Annotated in this window: 11 protein-coding genes and 2 tRNA genes; 1 reads left to right on the top strand and 12 read right to left on the bottom strand. The window is 31.0% G+C overall.

Translation table 11 applies throughout. The features are described 5' to 3' along the window. Nucleotides 1-9: 9 nt before the first annotated feature. From VJY38_RS08535 to VJY38_RS08505, 7 genes are all read right to left on the bottom strand, one after another. A complete protein-coding gene (locus VJY38_RS08535) occupies nucleotides 10-3,249 on the bottom strand; it encodes a hypothetical protein (protein WP_353680270.1) in 3,240 nt (1,079 codons plus the stop codon). A 12-nt stretch (nucleotides 3,250-3,261) separates the two neighbouring features. Continuing rightward, entirely contained in the window at nucleotides 3,262-5,958 is a 2,697-nt protein-coding gene (locus VJY38_RS08530) for a TonB-dependent receptor (RefSeq protein ID WP_353680269.1), read from the bottom strand. 78 nt (nucleotides 5,959-6,036) lie between these two features. Beyond that, nucleotides 6,037-9,693, bottom strand: coding sequence for a T9SS type A sorting domain-containing protein (locus tag VJY38_RS08525; RefSeq protein ID WP_353680268.1), 3,657 nt, complete (start codon nucleotides 9,691-9,693; stop codon nucleotides 6,037-6,039). Between the two features lie 14 nt (nucleotides 9,694-9,707). Then, entirely contained in the window at nucleotides 9,708-10,715 is a 1,008-nt protein-coding gene (locus tag VJY38_RS08520; RefSeq protein ID WP_353680267.1) for a zinc-dependent alcohol dehydrogenase family protein, read from the bottom strand. Further along, nucleotides 10,712-11,734 carry a LacI family DNA-binding transcriptional regulator gene (locus VJY38_RS08515; protein WP_353680266.1) on the bottom strand — a complete coding sequence of 341 codons (1,023 nt, stop codon included), beginning with the start codon at nucleotides 11,732-11,734 and terminating at the stop codon, nucleotides 10,712-10,714. The genes VJY38_RS08520 and VJY38_RS08515 overlap by 4 nt, the downstream gene beginning before the upstream one ends. Before the next feature lie 1,034 nt (nucleotides 11,735-12,768). Beyond that, nucleotides 12,769-12,843: transfer RNA gene (locus VJY38_RS08510), tRNA-Val, on the bottom strand. Nucleotides 12,844-12,914: 71 nt separating this feature from the next. After that, a tRNA-Gly gene (locus VJY38_RS08505) sits at nucleotides 12,915-12,987 on the bottom strand. 77 nt (nucleotides 12,988-13,064) lie between these two features. Here VJY38_RS08505 and VJY38_RS08500 point away from each other — a divergent pair. Then, nucleotides 13,065-13,739: a M50 family metallopeptidase gene (locus VJY38_RS08500; protein WP_353680265.1), complete on the top strand. Its 675-nt coding sequence runs from the start codon at nucleotides 13,065-13,067 to the stop codon at nucleotides 13,737-13,739. Here the strand turns inward: VJY38_RS08500 and VJY38_RS08495 are convergent. The 5 genes from VJY38_RS08495 to VJY38_RS08475 form a co-directional block, all read right to left on the bottom strand. After that, a complete protein-coding gene (locus tag VJY38_RS08495; protein ID WP_353680264.1) occupies nucleotides 13,732-15,045 on the bottom strand; it encodes an MFS transporter in 1,314 nt (437 codons plus the stop codon). The two genes, VJY38_RS08500 and VJY38_RS08495, sit on opposite strands and share 8 nt — an antisense overlap. Further along, nucleotides 15,008-15,490, bottom strand: a complete 483-nt coding sequence (gene nusB / locus VJY38_RS08490) for a transcription antitermination factor NusB (protein WP_353680263.1) — start codon at nucleotides 15,488-15,490, stop codon at nucleotides 15,008-15,010. Before nusB ends, VJY38_RS08495 begins: the two co-directional genes overlap by 38 nt. 54 nt (nucleotides 15,491-15,544) lie before the next feature. Then, nucleotides 15,545-16,423, bottom strand: coding sequence for a YdcF family protein (locus VJY38_RS08485; protein WP_353680262.1), 879 nt, complete (start codon nucleotides 16,421-16,423; stop codon nucleotides 15,545-15,547). A gap of 140 nt (nucleotides 16,424-16,563) precedes the next feature. Further along, a complete protein-coding gene (locus VJY38_RS08480; protein ID WP_353680261.1) occupies nucleotides 16,564-17,361 on the bottom strand; it encodes an ABC transporter ATP-binding protein in 798 nt (265 codons plus the stop codon). 122 nt (nucleotides 17,362-17,483) lie between these two features. Next, on the bottom strand, nucleotides 17,484-18,143 hold the full coding sequence (locus VJY38_RS08475) for an energy transducer TonB (protein ID WP_353680260.1): 660 nt from the start codon (nucleotides 18,141-18,143) through the stop codon (nucleotides 17,484-17,486). Nucleotides 18,144-18,160: the final 17 nt, after the last annotated feature.

The following is an 18,160-nucleotide window of genomic DNA, read 5'->3' as shown; positions in this document are numbered from 1 at the left end:
CTCCATTCACTATTTAATCACTGCGAATTTGTCTATTTTTTCTCCAATCCCTGGTGCATCTACATGATAAACATAAACTCCATATGATATTTCCATTCCATCTTTAGAAATCAAATTCCATGCTTCTTGACCATTATCAATACTGCTATTATGTTCAATAGTTTTAACATGTTTTCCACTTATAGTATAAATTCTTATAGTGCATTGTCTTGGAAGATTTATAAAATAAATAAGTCGTTCTCCTCTTCCTACTTCAACAGTAGCTGGTTCCCAAGATGCAGCACCAACGTAAGGATTAGGAACAACAGCAATTTTATCTAAATCATTTTTAGCTTTAGCTTGATCAAATTGAGGAGCTTTTGTTGTGAACTCAAAATATTCTCCTTTTCTAAATGGTTTTTTAGTAACTAATTTATAAACATCACCAAACTCAGGTGGTCTCTGATTTTCTTGAGCAATTGTTGTATCTTTCATTAATGTTACTGACCAGGTTACTCTCAAATTAGAAAATGATGTAGCAGGTTTTCCTGCTGAATCACCAAGTACAATAAATATAGCATCTCCGTCATCAAATATTTCATTCTGATTTACATCTCTAAAAATGAATTGATATTTTTTATTTTCAGTAACATTTCGCACAATAATATTTGATTGAATAGGTTTACTAAATGTTGATTGTGGGAAAGAGAGATCCCCTTTACCAGGTTCAGTAAGTTCAATTTCAAAATCTGCTGGATAATCTACTCGTTTTGTATTATAAGCTGGTGCAAAACGAGGATCGAAACCAAGTTGAACAATGTAATTACTTTTTCCTTTTTTCCATCCGCTTTTTTCAAAATCAATTTGAACATTGTCATCATTATTAATAGTCAAAGAAAATCCATGAATAACTTTTGATGTAAAAACATTTTTATCCATTAACGTTGGTTTAATTAATGTATCCCCGGAAGTATAATCAACGATTTGAAATTTTGGTTTTGATTCATTATTAAAAATAGAATTTTCAATAAATTCAATTCGATAAGTATGATTGTCTTTAATTGAATCTGGATCCAGAATCTCAACCGATACTGTTCCTGTTCCAGGTCCACTTGCATAAAAGTTTTTTATGTCAGGAGGAATATAACCTGCTGCTGGTGCTCTTGGAGTTACGACAGCAGTGTTAACATCTGTAATTATATTTCCATTAATATCTTTCTTTAGAATTGTTGTTGTTTCCGATGGAGGAATACCTTCAAACTTACCTTCTACAGTTGTAGTAGTGAATCCCTGATCATAAGCAGCAACTGCATAATAATAAGTCTGACCATTTTGAACTGTTGTATCTATAAATGAATGACGTAAACCAGAATCATTTCCTAAATAAAACAAAGCTCCATTTACATCAATTGGATGTAATCCTTTAACACCATCAACTAAATCAAATTGTGCAATTGGTTTTCTAAAAGTTGGTTTTCCGTAAGCATCAGTTATAATTTTATTTTCCAGGAAATTTGGTTCAGTGGAACGATAGATACGATAACCTTCAAAGTTATATTTCTGATAAAAAGCATCAAAAGTTTTTTCGGCACGGTCGTCCCAGTATAAAGTTACTTTATTATTACCAGGAATTGCTTTTACAATTGGTTTTTCTGGTGGTTTAGCAAAGCGATAGTTTGCATTATAAATTTGTTGAACTGTTTTTTTCCTTCTAAACAAATCATCTTTATCAATACCAAAAATTAAAGACATAGAAAATCTTTCTGTCTCACCAGTTTCTTTTATTGTTCCTGATATTTGAGAATATTTATTTCTACCCCAGAGGTGGAAGAGATAACTCGAGAAATAATTTGCAAGATTAACACCAACCAAAGATTGACCATGTGGAGCAGGTAATGCAGAAAGAACCTGCCAGTTTTCTTCATCTCTATTTAATTCATAACGATGAACCGGGAAAATAGCAAATCCAGTTAAACCAAGTTGATCTGATTCATCTTTATCAAGAATTCCAAAATTAGGTTCACCCTGATCTGGTTTTCCATTTCCTTCTGTTCCATCTGGATCTGGACCTGTATAACCTTCGTCAAATGGACCGATACCATCGGTTCCTACATCATCATTCAAAGGTTCATCTTTATCCCATTTGCCATTAGAATTTATATCTGTAAAGGAACGCCAGTTTCCATTTTCATCAGCATCCCAGTGAGGTTTCCATGAGTGACCATAAAAGGTTTTGAAATTAACTGTATCTCTTGCAGGATTTAATAAATATGGATCTTCAAAGGGAGTATTAATAAATCTATGAGCTAAATTATTTCTATTTTCGTCAGTAAGTCCATCCTGGTCATTATCTTTTCGATCATCTGAAATTCCTGGACTTTCAAGAAATGCATAACCTGCTAAACCAACTGGACTCCAATTGCCAGGACTTCCAGTTGGAACAGTCGACCATGCATATGAGATATCAAGTAAATCATCATAATCTCCTGCATTGTTTGAAGAGTTATCGTGACCACCAATTCCCCAATCAATATATTGTGCAAATAATGTTTTTTCATAATCAGTTGTACTCATATTTGTAATTTCATAATACCAGAAAATAACATCTTCGGCTAAGACTTGAGACCATTGAAAGCCACGAGCTTTAACCTGCATACCAAGTCCACCACGTGTAGGATCGTCAGCATCAGGTTTGAAATTATTTTTAATCAAATATTCTCTATCTTCATTATCATCAAATACAAAATATGTTTCCACATCCGCATTTTTTACTCCCTTACCAAAGAAACCATTCCATAGACCATTCCAATCAGAAGTTCTATCTGGCCACTTAGTTGGCCAACTTGAAGGATCATCACTTCTTGCAGGAATTCTTGAATAAGGAGCTGCATAACCAGGTAAGGGCCACCATCCATATGTTATACCAGTAGCAGGATCATATCTTGTAAATTCATAATAATTAGTTTCAAGTGGATGAATAATATTACCTAATGGATCCTGTGTTTCTGCCTGAACAATTACAGCAACTCCATCTACATATGTATGATTTGTACCTTTGGGCCAAACTCCGCTTCTACTTGGTTCGTTAAGCCAATCTGCTATTTCACCAAAATTATAATAAACTGTAGCAGCTAAGTTACCATCCATATAACCTTTTCTTGTTTGATTATGATCCCCTTTGTTTTTATCAACAATAATCTGAGCATTGGCAATAACACTGAATAAATAAATTAATGAAATAATAGTTAACAATTTTTTATTTGAGAACATTATCTTACCTCACTAAAAACTTATTGATGCACCAATAATAATTTGTCTTGGTGGTGAATAAAAATCTGGTCTTGTAAAATATTCTTCTAAAGTATTAACACCTCTCGGAGCTTCCTGTGCTCTTGTTAATTCAAGAGTATATCCAGCTCTACCAGTATCTGTAAAAACTTCAACTTCGTTTGCAGTATCAAAAAGATTATAAATTTTTGCATAAACAGAAAATATTTTACCAAACATTTTTAGATATTTAGTTAAATATAAATCTACATTATAAAATGCTGGTTTGTTTTCGCTGTTTTCTAATCCAGTTCTTTGATTTTGAAAAGATGGTGTATATGGTAAACCAGAACCTAATCTTCCAATTAAACTTGCAATAAAATCATTTGGTTTACCAGCGGTTAAAGTTATATTAACTGAATGTCTTCTATCCCAGTTAAGAGGTACCATTTGTTTATTTGCTTCGATTGGTGGATTTGCTTGAGCTTTATTAAATGCATCATTTGGATCAGATGCATTTCCTTTAGCAATTTGATATGTATAATCCAGAGTTGCTCCAATTCCTTCACTAAATCTTTTTTCAAAAGAAATTGTAAAACCTTTTACAGAGCCATAATCACGATTAATTAATTTACTGAATTTTCTGAACTCATTTTTAATATGAATTTCTGTTCCAAGTAGATTTCTTATATCCTTATAATAACCTGTAAGAGTAATTCCAAAATTTGTAGCTAATTGTTGTTGAAGTCCTATTTCGTACATAACAGTTTGTTGAGCATCAAGATCTGCATTCCCAATTGTATTGCCAACATTCTCTGGAAAATCTCCTGTTAAAGGAATTCTGAAATTTGGATTACGATATAAATATTCAAATGGTGGAATCTGGAAAAAGTGTCCATAAGAAATATGAATAGCACCTTTATCTGTGATTGGATACGAAATACCAATTCTTGGACTAATTTGATATTTATATTTTGCTTTTTGTAAAAGTGAGTCTGGATATGGTGGACTTAGTTGATCAAGAATAGAAATTTTATTTGCATCTTTTAGATAATAACCATCAGGTTCAAAAAAGTCGAATCTTACACCAATATTTACAACTAAATATTCTAATTCAATTTTATCCTGCATGTAAGCAGCTAATTGATATGGATTAGTTTTATAAATATTATAATTAAATGAACCTGGTTGAGGAAGTGAAGGTTTATAATTCGTTGTTGCATCAATAACAATTTGAAAATCTTTATATTCAATGTTATGATATTTATATTCAAATCCGCTTTTAATTTGATGCAAGTTATTAATTTGCCAGGTAAAATCTATTTTGCCTGTGTAAGTAGAAGTTGTATGATAGAAATGCCAGTTTTCTGTTCCACCAGTTAAAAATGCATTGCCACTTACATCTTTCATTCTATCTGGTTTAACATAACGATTATCAAGAGGATCTTCATAAACGTATTGTTTGAATTTGGTTGTAAAACTGGAAGCTAAAAAATCAATAAAAGCTGAATTACTTAGTACATAAGTATAATTTAAGCTTGTCAAAAAACTTTCCTGAAACTTTTTATAATCACCATCGGGATTTAATTTAAATCGATGATTATAATCTCTCCATTGTTGATTTTGATATAATGTATTAACGATTAAACCTTTCCCACTATTACTAAAATTAATGGAAAGTTTTCCCTGCAAAGTATATCTTTTATTGTAATTCATTGGAACAAATTTATTATCACCAGTAGCACCTATATACCAATCTTTCGGATCGTTTGCAGAAAAATTTGATGAATCTGATGGATTGAACATTCTTCTTCCATATAGATATCCATCATCATAATAATATCTTCCACTTATAAAGAACTTTAGAAATTTTTTTAATCCTGGGACAGGTCCACTCAAATTACCTTGAATATTATAAACATCACTGGGAGAAATATGATTTATATTTTGATATAAATTTTTTCTTGCAGTAAAATAATCGCCTGAATAAAATGAAAAATCGGCTTCTAATTTATCGCCAGCAATTTTTGTTACCTGATTTACAACACCAGATAAAGCTTCTCCATATTCAGCATTAAAAGTACCTGTAAGAACCTGTAATTCCTGAATGCTATTAACTTCTGCCTCGAGTGCAGACATACCAGAATAAGCATCGTTTACAGAAATACCATCAATTAAATATTTTACTTCATTACTTCTTCCACCTCTAAAATGACCATCAACAACTCCAGCCTGAAGATTGATTACAGATTGAATATCTTCCAGAGGCAACATTGATATTTGTTCACCACTTATCTTTGCTTCTGTAGAAGTCAAATCTTTCTGAACAATTGGTTTTTGTGCAGTAACAACAATATCACTAATAGAAACTGCTTCTTCTCTCATTTGAATATCAACTCTGGTTGTTTGATCTATTGACACCCTAATATTTTTTATAACTACTGTTGAGTATCCAACCAGTGAAGCTTTAATTTCATAAATTCCAGGTGGAATATTTATAATAAAATAATTGCCATCCACATCTGTAGCAGCCCCCATGGATGTCCCTGTGATAACAACATTTACACCAATGAGAGGTTCTCCAGTATTTATATCAGTTACTCTTCCAGCAATTTTTCCTGTCGTACCAGCATTCAATTCAATCGAAATTATTCCAAATAATATCAAAAAGAATATAATATTATTTTTAAAACCATTACCGATTATAAACATATCTAACACCCAATTAATTATTTATAATCAAAGGGTCTGATTACTCAGACCCTTTTAGTTTATCAACATTAATTAATATTACCTGAGCAATATCATTTTCTTTGCTTGAATAAATTCTCCTGCTTCAATTCTATAAATATAAGTACCAGATGCTACTGGCATATTAAATTTATTTGTACCATCCCATTCAATTTTATAAACACCAGCTGGCTGTATTTGATTAATCAATGTTTTTACTTCTCTACCAAGTATGTCATAAATTCTGATTGTTACATTAGTTTGTTTAAGTACAGTATAACTAATTATGGTCGATGGATTAAATGGATTTGGATAATTCTGGAATAATTTAAATTGATTTGGAACAGCTTCTGCTGATTCTACTCCTACAAGATCTAATTTTCGTACTTCTAAAAGATCACAGTATACAGTTCCTTTAAATTTTCCAAGTGGATGTAATCTTACTGATAACGACTTTGCACCCTGCTGAACTGGAATGTCTACATAGAATTGCATCCAATCAAATTCTGTTGCGACAGGGAATTTTAATGGAATATCTCTTGACCAGAATTCTCCCCATCCTTCATTATTTCCATATGTGTTATGGAATATTGGTGTAATTGCAAATGAAGCTTGATCTCCTATCTGTGCCATTTCATCTGGATTTAAACCTTTTGCTTTTAGCCATACAGAGATTCTTATCATATCTCCAGGATTAACATCTTTAAGAGAAGTAATATCAAAAATTCTTGATGTAACTTTTCCATTCGGAACATTACTTCCTATTAAATATCTTCTTGTTCCTACAAATCCATCATGTGTTCCTGGTAGATTTTCAAACTTCAAACTATATCTTCCATGATATGCTTCTTCACTTGTTATCTTTGTATTCTCATATCCATCACTCAATCTTCCGTCATTTCCTCCTACTGGTGGTAACCAATAAAACCATCCTTCTGGTACTCCTACCTGTGTATTCCAATCCTGTCCTGCCCAGGCTCCATTCCTTCCATAAAACATAAAATCATCTGCCCATACTTTCCCTGTTGCATTCTTCCCTGCTACAAATTTTATTATCGTCGTGTATGAATCTTCTGGCAATATTACACTCCCTACTTCATTCGTATCGGCTATCCATCCACTACTGCTTGCTTTACTTTGATCGATTGGTAATTTTACTTCCCCTATTAAATTCCCACTCTTTCCATAAAAACTATAACTTATATACCATCTCTCATCTTCATTTGCTGGATTTACATTTACTCCTTCTGTCCTTACATATGCCCCAAGGAATATATCTACATCTTTATTATGTACTGGTGACCATAAATCGCACATGTTCTCACTTTCCCAGTATGCTTCTTCGCCTGTTGTTGTCTTCTCTATCTTTAAACTCCTTCCCATTGATCTATACTGGTCGGTTGCCCATTCTAATTTACTCCCTGCTGGCTCTTTTCCCTTCTTCCAGTATGATGGTAATTCTTGTTCAAAGCTCCCTATCTCACTTATTGTTGGTATATCTAATTTCTCTACTGTAAGATAATCACAATAGATTGTCCCCTTAAATCTCCCAAGTGGATGTAATCTTACTGACAATGATTTCGCTCCTGCCTGTACTGGTATATCTACATAAAATGGCATCCAGTCAAATGATGTTACTGCTGGAAACTTTATCGGTATATCTCTTGACCAGAACTCTCCCCATCCTTCATTATTCCCATATGTGTTATGGAATATTGGTGTAATTGCAAAACATGCTTGATCTCCTACCTGTGCTACATTCTGTGGATCTAAATCTTTTCCTTTTATCCAGACTGTTATTCTAAGTACATCTCCTGCTTTTATTTCATCTCCTATTAAATATCTTCTTGTTCCTACAAAGCCATCATGTGTTCCTGGTAGATTTTCAAACTTCAAACTATATCTTCCATGATATGCTTCTTCACTTGTTATCTTTGTATTCTCATATCCATCACTCAATCTTCCGTCATTTCCTCCTACTGGTGGTAACCAATAAAACCATCCTTCTGGTACTCCTACCTGTGTATTCCAATCCTGTCCTGCCCAGGCTCCATTCCTTCCATAAAACATAAAATCATCTGCCCATACTTTCCCTGTTGCATTCTTCCCTGCTACAAATTTTATTATCGTCGTGTATGAATCTTCTGGCAATATTACACTCCCTACTTCATTCGTATCGGCTATCCATCCACTACTGCTTGCTTTACTTTGATCGATTGGTAATTTTACTTCCCCTATTAAATTCCCACTCTTTCCATAAAAACTATAACTTATATACCATCTCTCATCTTCATTTGCTGGATTTACATTTACTCCTTCTGTCCTTACATATGCCCCAAGGAATATATCTACATCTTTATTATGTACTGGTGACCATAAATCGCACATGTTCTCACTTTCCCAGTATGCTTCTTCGCCTGTTGTTGTCTTCTCTATCTTTAAACTCCTTCCCATTGATCTATACTGGTCGGTTGCCCATTCTAATTTACTCCCTGCTGGCTCTTTTCCCTTCTTCCAGTATGATGGTAATTCTTGTTCAAAGCTCCCTATCTCACTTATTGTTGGTATATCTAATTTCTCTACTGTAAGATAATCACAATAGATTGTCCCCTTAAATCTCCCAAGTGGATGTAATCTTACTGACAATGATTTCGCTCCTGCCTGTACTGGTATATCTACATAAAATGGCATCCAGTCAAATGATGTTACTGCTGGAAACTTTATCGGTATATCTCTTGACCAGAACTCTCCCCATCCTTCATTATTCCCATATGTGTTATGGAATATTGGTGTAATTGCAAAACATGCTTGATCTCCTACCTGTGCTACATTCTGTGGATCTAAATCTTTTCCTTTTATCCAGACTGTTATTCTAAGTACATCTCCTGCTTTTATTTCATCTCCTATTAAATATCTTCTTGTTCCTACAAAGCCATCATGTGTTCCTGGTAGATTTTCAAACTTCAAACTATATCTTCCATGATATGCTTCTTCACTTGTTATCTTTGTATTCTCATATCCATCACTCAATCTTCCGTCATTTCCTCCTACTGGTGGTAACCAATAAAACCATCCTTCTGGTACTCCTACCTGTGTATTCCAATCCTGTCCTGCCCAGGCTCCATTCCTTCCATAAAACATAAAATCATCTGCCCATACTTTCCCTGTTGCATTCTTCCCTGCTACAAATTTTATTATCGTCGTGTATGAATCTTCTGGCAATATTACACTCCCTACTTCATTCGTATCGGCTATCCATCCACTACTGCTTGCTTTACTTTGATCGATTGGTAATTTTACTTCCCCTATTAAATTCCCACTCTTTCCATAAAAACTATAACTTATATACCATCTCTCATCTTCATTTGCTGGATTTACATTTACTCCTTCTGTCCTTACATATGCCCCAAGGAATATATCTACATCTTTATTATGTACTGGTGACCATAAATCGCACATGTTCTCACTTTCCCAGTATGCTTCTTCGCCTGTTGTTGTCTTCTCTATCTTTAAACTCCTTCCCATTGATCTATACTGGTCGGTTGCCCATTCTAATTTACTCCCTGCTGGCTCTTTTCCCTTCTTCCAGTATGATGGTAATTCTTGTTCAAAGCTCCCTATGAGATTGATCCCTGATTGAGCATTTATATTATTAAGCCCAATCAGAAAAGAAAAACCAATCAATAGAAGAGACAACTTTTTAAAATAACTTTTCATTGATGCCTCCATTTTTAATTATGAAATTGATATTTTATTATACTTTCATCAGCTCCAGATTCTAAAATGTTTTTCACCGATTCAATATCGACTTTTTTAACTGGTAATTGCTCTACATCGATTTTATGATTAACCAAGAGCTCGATTGCATAATTGAATGTATAAGGATTAAGGTATGAAGAAGTAATAGTTAGTTCATTAAGAAAAATTTTATGCAGTTCCAATGAAACATTTGAATGAATAGGAGGTACACCAAACAAGATAATTTTTCCACCACGATTTATTAATTCTATACTTAATGAGAGAATCTCAGGTTTACCAACACAATCTATAATAGTATCTGCTCCTCCATGAGTTATATCATAAATAATAGTTTTGAGGTTATTCTCATTTGGAGCAAAAACATAATCAGCCCCCAGTTTTTGTGCTAATTGTTGTCTTAGTTTAATTGGTTCAATAAGGATAACTTTCGATGCCCCTCTTAGTTTTACTAATTGTAACATTAATAAACCAATTGAACCTCCGCCAAAAATGATAACTGATTCGCCAGAATTTATAATAGTTTTGTTAATAGCTCTTAAACAGCATGATAGCGGTTCAGCGAATGCAATTGTAGAAAGTGATATATAAGACGGTATTTTATAAGCTTGTTTAGCAGGGACTATAGCGTACTCAGCAAATCCTCCATCTTCGGTAACTCCAAGTGCTTTATGATTAATACAAAAATTTATTTTACCCTGTCTGCAGTAATAACAAGTACCACAATAAATATTTGGATCAACTACAACTTTATCACCTAAGTTAAAATCTGCAATATTATTATTGTCATATACAATTCCACTAAATTCATGACCTAAAATTGTATTTTTATTAGCTAAAGATTCCCCTCTAAAAATATGAAAATCTGTACCGCATACACCACAGGTATCTATTTTAATAATTAGTTCATTACTTTCAGGTTTTCTTAATTCTTTATCAATAATTTCAATATTATTTGGTTTTATAAATAATAAAGATTTCATTTAATTTTTCTTGTAGATGTTCTTATAATTAATTCAACTGGTACTAAAATTTTTCTTGTTTGGAATTTTTCTTTTTCTTTCAAGAGATTGACCATTAAATTCATTGCTTCAATTCCAAGTTCGGTTTTAGGGACTCTAATTGTAGTTAATTGTGGAGTAGATGAAATATCTGATTCAACATCATCAAAGCCAACGATTGATATATCATCTGGAACTTTAATCCCATTATCATAACAATATTGTAAAATCCCGAGAGCCATTGCATCATTACATGCAAATATTGCTGTGATATTTTTAGATTGATTCAACAATCTATTTGCAGCATCATAACCATTAGCACGAGAAGGATAATCCTCATCAGTAATAATGATATCAGGATTTATAGATAACCCCGATGATTCGAGAGCCTGTTTATAACCTATAAAACGATCAGTTATACTTGGATGAGTTATATCGCCACCAACAAATGCAATATCTTTATGTCCAAGTTCTATCAGATACTTAGTAGCTAAAAATCCCCCTTTAATATTATCAATTAAGACAACATTATAATCTCCTTGTGGAGGATAATAATCAACAAACACAAGAGGGATTTTATATTTTGAAAGTTTTGAGATGAATAGATTAGGTACTTTGCCAGCTATGATAATTCCATCAACATTTTTTTCAAGTATAAATCTTGGTAAAGGATCATCCTCATGAAATTCTCGTTTTATTGTAGATAACAGAACGTAGTAATCATTATCACGAGTTACAAATTCAGTACCTAAAAATATTTTAGTATAAAAAGGTTCAGTTCTTAAGAAGTGATCTTCAGTTAAAACAAAACCGATATTACCAGTAGTTCTTGTAACAAGACCTTTAGCAGAACGAGAAGGATGGTAGTTTAATTCTTTTATAGCTTTAAGGACCTTATTGCGTGTAACAGTTGATATTCTATTACTTTTATGGAGTACTAAAGAAACAGTAGCAATAGAGACCCCGGCTTTTTTAGCTACATCTTTAATAGTTACATTCATATTTAGTTAAACGTTTTAACAAAAATTAATACTTATTGAGTTCTTTGTCAAGCACTATTTTTGAAATTAATATTGAAAAATAGCCTATTTTCTCAAATATTTTATTTTTGCTTTAATAATTGATAAAATTTACAATCAGAAATTAAATATATTGTTGCATTATTTAAGTTAAACGTTTTAGCAATTAATAAAAATATATTTTATGTTTAATAAAAATCTACATTCTAAAAATCCTTTAGAATCAGACATTTTCAATTGATAACCTCATTTAAAAGTAAGATTAAAAATAAAATCCTTGAGTTACATCTCTTTTCGATATTTGCGAATGATAGGTTTGATAAATTTAGATATTCATATGTTCAGGAATTGGTAAATAAATTACCAAATAAATTCTATATTAATGATGAATTAAAAATTTAATAAAAATAATTTTCAAATAGCCCTGACTTCTCTTTTTACTTAATATTTTATTACTTAAAATATCTCAAGAAATAATTTGATTCTTAACATTATATCAATACAATAGCATATTTAAGTAAAAATACAATCGATAATTTCATTGCACTTACAATCACTTTACATCTTTTAAATCCTACATGAAAAAGTATTTTATTTCATTTCTTTTCCAGAGCATCTGAAATTAATTCGGCTATATTGGACTCTTAAAATATATTACATTTGCTATGACAAAAATTACCAATGATATTTATCGTACATTTTATTTTAGATAGAATTATAAGTAGTGCAAAATTATTCAGGGCAAAAAAAGAAGTAAAGAATTTTGATTTGATTAGATTTTATCACAATTAACAAAAATGTACTTATTATTTACTGAAGCTTATGAATGTATTCGCTGAAGGATTCTACCATTGGCATTCCTTTGGAAGAACCAACCCCCTGCTTGTATTAATGTGAATTCCTTCCTTTTACTTATTTCCAGGTATTCTAATAAATCAATTTTTTTATTTAAAACTGTGACAAAACTGTAATAAAAATAAAAAGCCCTGTAATTTTTATTACAGGGCTTTTAATTGTGGGCGCTGAAGGATTCGAACCTACGACCCCCTGCTTGTAAGGCAGGTGCTCTGAACCAGCTGAGCTAAGCGCCCAATATTTCTTAGAACATTAAAATTTGCGAACCAAACTTAGAATTTTTATTCCAAAGTTTCAAATTTTTTTGAGCGGGCGACGGGACTCGAACCCGCGACATTTAGCTTGGGAAGCTACTACTCTACCAACTGAGTTACGCCCGCTTCTAATGACAAAAATATCAATGCTCTATATCTAATTCAAGTGTTTGTATTATCTTGCAAATAAAATTTCTATTTTTATGAAACTTAATAGTAATCAAAAAATTTTTATTGAACATTTTATACTTTTCTTATTAATAATCGTTTCTCTTTTTTTCTGGGACTCTATCTTTTTATTTCCTATTAAATTATTCGTTGTTCTACTACATGAACTCAGTCATGGAATTGCAACTATCATAACAGGAGGCAAAATTCTTGAATTAAATATTGATTCAAGTCTTAGTGGTAAATGTATAACTCAAGATGGTAACCAGTTACTTATAGCTTCTTTTGGTTATCCAGGAAGTTTTATTTTTGGTTCTCTCATTTTTTATTCAACATATAATAAAAATATTAAAACATTTTTGATTCTTTTTATTAGTATAATAATTTTTTTATTTGCAGTTAACACAATCAAAGATCAATATTATAGTTTAATTTCAATACTATTTGGATTTATTCTATTAGTAATTACAAAATACTTACCAGATTTTATTTCTAATTTAATATTAAGATTAATTGGATTGATTAGCTGTCTATATGTTATTTATGATATTAAAGAAGATGTTTTTAACAACAAAAATTTCTTAAGCGATGCCGCTTTGATTTCAGAACTAAGTGGATTACCTTCAACACTTTGGGGATTTATATGGATTTTTATTTCATTAATAGGGATGTTCTTTTTAATAAAATCGATAATAAAAAAAATCAGGTAGTTTCATTTTCTCTTACAAAGATCAACAATACCATACCAATAATAAAAAAGAAACATACTGAGAGTATAGCAAATTTCTGAGTACCTGTTAAATAACTGATTAATCCAAAAACAAAAGGACCTATTATGGCAGAGCTTTTTCCAAAGAATGAATAAAATCCAAAAAATTCTGTCTTCTTTTCGAATGGCGTTAACTTCGACATTAAACCACGACTTGTTGATTGCGTAGCTCCCATAACACTACCCGCAAGCAATCCAACAATATAAAAGCATAAATGCAAAACTTTACTTGATTCAAACAATAATAATTTTGATAACCATTTTATTAAACCACTTTCAACATCACTTGTAAGAAATGCAAAAAGTATTGTAAATAACCACACAAATAGAGAGATTATTAATGATTTTTTTGTACCAAAAGAATCTGCCATTAAACCAAAAATAATTGATCCTAATATAGCTGTGGTTTGAACAATTATGAAAAAAACAATTAACTCCTGAAAAGTAAATTTTAATGTTGTACTGGCATAATTTCCAGAAAAATAAATTACAGTGTTTACACCTTCTATATAAAAAAAGAATGATAACAAAAATAAAGCTAAGTTTTTATAGTTCTTAAGATTTGTAATCGTATTAACAACTCTATTAAAACCAATTTTTAAATATGAATTTTCTTTTAATATATTTTTTCTTGAATCTTTTATATAAATAAAAAGTGGAATAGAAAATACTAAAAAGACTAATGCAGAAAGTGGGAATGTTTCTCTAATCATTTGTTTTTGAATAAATGGATATATCAAACCAAGAGTTGCAAGTGAACCAAGATATCCCATTGCAAAACCATATCCACTTACTCTACCATAATTTTTCGGCTTAGTAATCTCGGGAAGAAAAGCATCGTAAAAAACCAATCCTGCTTCAAAACCAATATTAGCTATAATAAATAATATCAATCCATATAAGATGTTTCCTTTATGAACAAAATAAAGCAATGATGTAGAAAGAATACAAATCAATGTAAAAAAAAGTAGGAATCTTTTTTTGCCAGCTGAGAAATCTGCAATAGCACCAAGTACAGGAGAAATTAAAGCAGTAATTAACATTGAAATGCTTGTTCCTAAACTCCAGTAAAAATCACCAATTGGTTTTCCATCAGCAACTGTCTGTTTGAAATAAACTGCATAAATAAATGTAACAACAATTATTGAATAAGAAGTATTTGCAAAATCAAATAATGACCAGACAACAATCCTGAATCTCTCATTTTCTTTAAGACTTTTTCTGCTTTCTTGGTATAGATTCTTCAATAAGTCCCCTACCAGATTTGTTTAATTGACCTGAATTTTTTAAGTCATTATAAATTGCATCAAGAATACCATTAATAAATTTATTACTATTAGAAGTAGAAAATTCTTTTGCTATTTCAATTATCTCATTTATTGTAACTTTTGGTGGTATATCTGGAAAGTATAGTAATTCAGCAATTCCAATTCTTAATAAAATTCTATCTATTAAAGCAATTCTATCCATTTCCCAATTAGCTACTTTTTCTTGAATTTTTTCATCAAGCAAATTTTTATTAGCAATTGTTTTATTAATTATTTGATTTGCAAAATCGATATCGGTTTGAGAAGATAATTCAGATAAAATTAACTCGCATAATTCTGTTAATCTTTCTCCATTAAGTTCATAAGCATATAAAACCTGTAATGCTTTTTCTCTTAATAATCTTCTGTTTGATTTTTTTGCCATATTTTTTTCAACAATTATATAATTTGCTTTTCAAAGATATATAACATTTTATAATTAAATAGCAAATAACCAGAATAAAAGCAATGCAATACTTTCACGCAATCTATAATAAACTGTTTTTGAAAAAGATAATCTATAATTTGATGCTATTGCTGAAGCTTCAAGATCAAAAAATTTACACATTTCCATTAATCGAGGTAAATGAAAACTATCTGATATAATTAATATTTTTTTATTATCCAGTTGATTGCTAATACTCTTTAAATATCTTACCTGTTCAGTAGTTGTAGATGTTTTATTTTCTATTATCATATCATCAACTTTAACTCCAAGTCTTACCAGATATTTGAAGGCAGTTTCTGCTTCTGATAATTCGCCAGGAGCATTACTTCCAGTTAAAATAATTTTACTTATCTTCTTTTCCTGATACAATTCAAAAGCTTTACGAATACGTGCTTCGAAGATTGGACTGGGTTTTTCTTTCTTCCATACCGCCGCACCTGGAATTAGTGCATAATCATAACGTTCAGTTATAAATTTTTTCTCTCTATATTCTTTTAGATTCCATACATAAAAAATTGAAAAAGTTATTATGATTAATACAAAAAATACTGTTCTATACAAAGTTCTTAATTCATGTAACTTGTCAAACAAAAAAATCAAACCCCAGATATAAACTATCAGATATAGCACCAGTAATTCACTTAATATAAAGAATAATCCTGTGTAAACTTTTTTAATTTCAAAACCAAATAGATAAGCATTATTATCATACTTAAAATACTTTACAGAAAGAAAAACCAGAACTAAAAGAATGATAGCAACAATCAATAAAAAAATGATAAAATTTTTTCTGGCTACACTTATATTTTCATTTTTTATTTTAAGTGTAACCAAACCCAGCAAAAGTAAACTTGCAAAAATAATATTCAATACATTCCCTATATAATTAAGTTTATATAAATATATTGGTAGATTATTGAAATAATACTTTATTAAAGATAAGCTCATAAAATGGATGCAGTTTAAAAATAAACTTAGAGCAAAGAAGTTTGATGTATTATTTTTCTTTTTCAATTTATAAACTCTTTTGCAGTTGGATCAATAAGGACATTAAGAACATTATTATCGGAGCTAAATATTTTTGCATCAACATGAAAAATACTTTTTATGTTTTCTTCTGTAAAAACTAAATTTTTATCACCACTCAATATAATTTCACCATTAACCATAAACGAAATATCATCAGCATAAACTCCTGCAAGATTTAAATCGTGAGATACTGCTAAAATTGTTAAATTTTTTTCTTTCTTAAGTTTATTCAACAGGTTAAAAATTGTAATTTGATGTTCAATATCAAGGTGTGCATTAGGTTCATCAAGCAAAATTATTTCAGGGTTTTGTGCTAAAGCTTTAGCTATAATTACTCTTTGTAGTTCACCACCAGAAATTTCATTAATCCCCTTTTTTCTCAAATGAGTAATTTCTAATAATTCGAGAGTTTCATTAACAATTTTTTTATCCAGACTATTTTCAAAGCCGAGGATATTTAGATACGGGGTTCTTCCCATCATAACAATTTCATAAACAGAATAAGGGAAAATTGTAATTAATGATTGAGGGACATAAGCTACAAGTTTTGCATATTCTTTCTTTTTATATGCAGTAATCTCTTTATTTTTGAATTTAATATTACCGGAATTATAATCAAGGATTCTGGTTAGGATTTTCAATAACGTAGATTTTCCACTTCCATTTGGGCCAAGGAGAATTGTAAAATTTCCTTGCTGGACTTTCCAATAATCAATCTTTAGAGCAAAACCATTATTAGTGTTATAAGAAAATTTCAGATTATTAATTTCAATTAGCAAGTTAAAAACCGAACATTTATAAAAAATCAATCAAAAGATATAAAGTTTACTGGAATTATGTGGTATATAAGTTGGTAGAAAATACCAGATAAAATAAAGGCGCAAAATAGCGCCCTTATTTACTATTGAAGTTTAAATACTATAGGTATAGAGACCTGAACTTTGACAGGTTTACCTCTTTGTCGTCCCGGCTTAAACTTTGTTTGCATAACAGCCTGAACTGCAGCCTCGTCGCATCCTGCGCCAATACCTTTAATTACTTCTGCTTTAACAACATCTCCATTTTCATTTACAAATGCTTTTATAAAAACTCTACCTTGAACCCCTGCTCGTTTTGCAATTTCGGGATAAACAATTTTTTGCTGAATAGCTTCAATTCCACCAATTGGTTCGGGTTGTTCTTCAACAGCAACAAAGAATACGGCTTCTTCTTCCTCTTCTTTAGTTTCTTGTTTTGGTGGTGGAGGTGGAGCTGCTACCTGCTCATTTACATCAAGTTCTGTTGTTCCAATTTCTACATCTTCCAAAACATCTTCAGATGGAGCTTCGATAGGTATTGGTGGTTTTGGTGGCGGAGGAGGTGCACTTTCCTGTTTAGTATTTACAACATCTTCAACATTTACTAATTCTTGTGCTGCCTCAACTTTCACTTTTTCCTTCTGAAATTGTGGAAAATATTTAAAGGCAACTATCATCAATGCCAGAGAAATAATCAAACTGGTTTCAAATACTCTCTGGTATTTTCTTCTCAAATCAACTTTAGGATTTTTCTTTAAAGCCACTTAATCCTCCTTATTCC

Source organism: Rosettibacter firmus (assembly GCF_036860695.1).
Classification (GTDB): Bacteria; Bacteroidota; Ignavibacteria; order Ignavibacteriales; family Melioribacteraceae; genus Rosettibacter; species Rosettibacter firmus.
The sequence above is the reverse complement of the archived record's forward strand: the minus strand, read 5'-3'. Positions and strand labels throughout refer to the sequence as shown.

What these genes read in the sequence shown, in the direction of transcription:
- VJY38_RS08535 (WP_353680270.1), bottom strand. Translation starts at nt 3,249, where the DNA reads ATGTTCTCAAATAAAAAATTGTTAACTATTATTTCATTAATTTATTTA.
- VJY38_RS08530 (WP_353680269.1), bottom strand. Translation starts at nt 5,958, where the DNA reads ATGTTTATAATCGGTAATGGTTTTAAAAATAATATTATATTCTTTTTG.
- VJY38_RS08525 (WP_353680268.1), bottom strand. Translation starts at nt 9,693, where the DNA reads ATGAAAAGTTATTTTAAAAAGTTGTCTCTTCTATTGATTGGTTTTTCT.
- VJY38_RS08520 (WP_353680267.1), bottom strand. Translation starts at nt 10,715, where the DNA reads ATGAAATCTTTATTATTTATAAAACCAAATAATATTGAAATTATTGAT.
- VJY38_RS08515 (WP_353680266.1), bottom strand. Translation starts at nt 11,734, where the DNA reads ATGAATGTAACTATTAAAGATGTAGCTAAAAAAGCCGGGGTCTCTATT.
- VJY38_RS08500 (WP_353680265.1), top strand. Translation starts at nt 13,065, where the DNA reads ATGAAACTTAATAGTAATCAAAAAATTTTTATTGAACATTTTATACTT.
- nusB (WP_353680263.1), bottom strand. Translation starts at nt 15,490, where the DNA reads ATGGCAAAAAAATCAAACAGAAGATTATTAAGAGAAAAAGCATTACAG.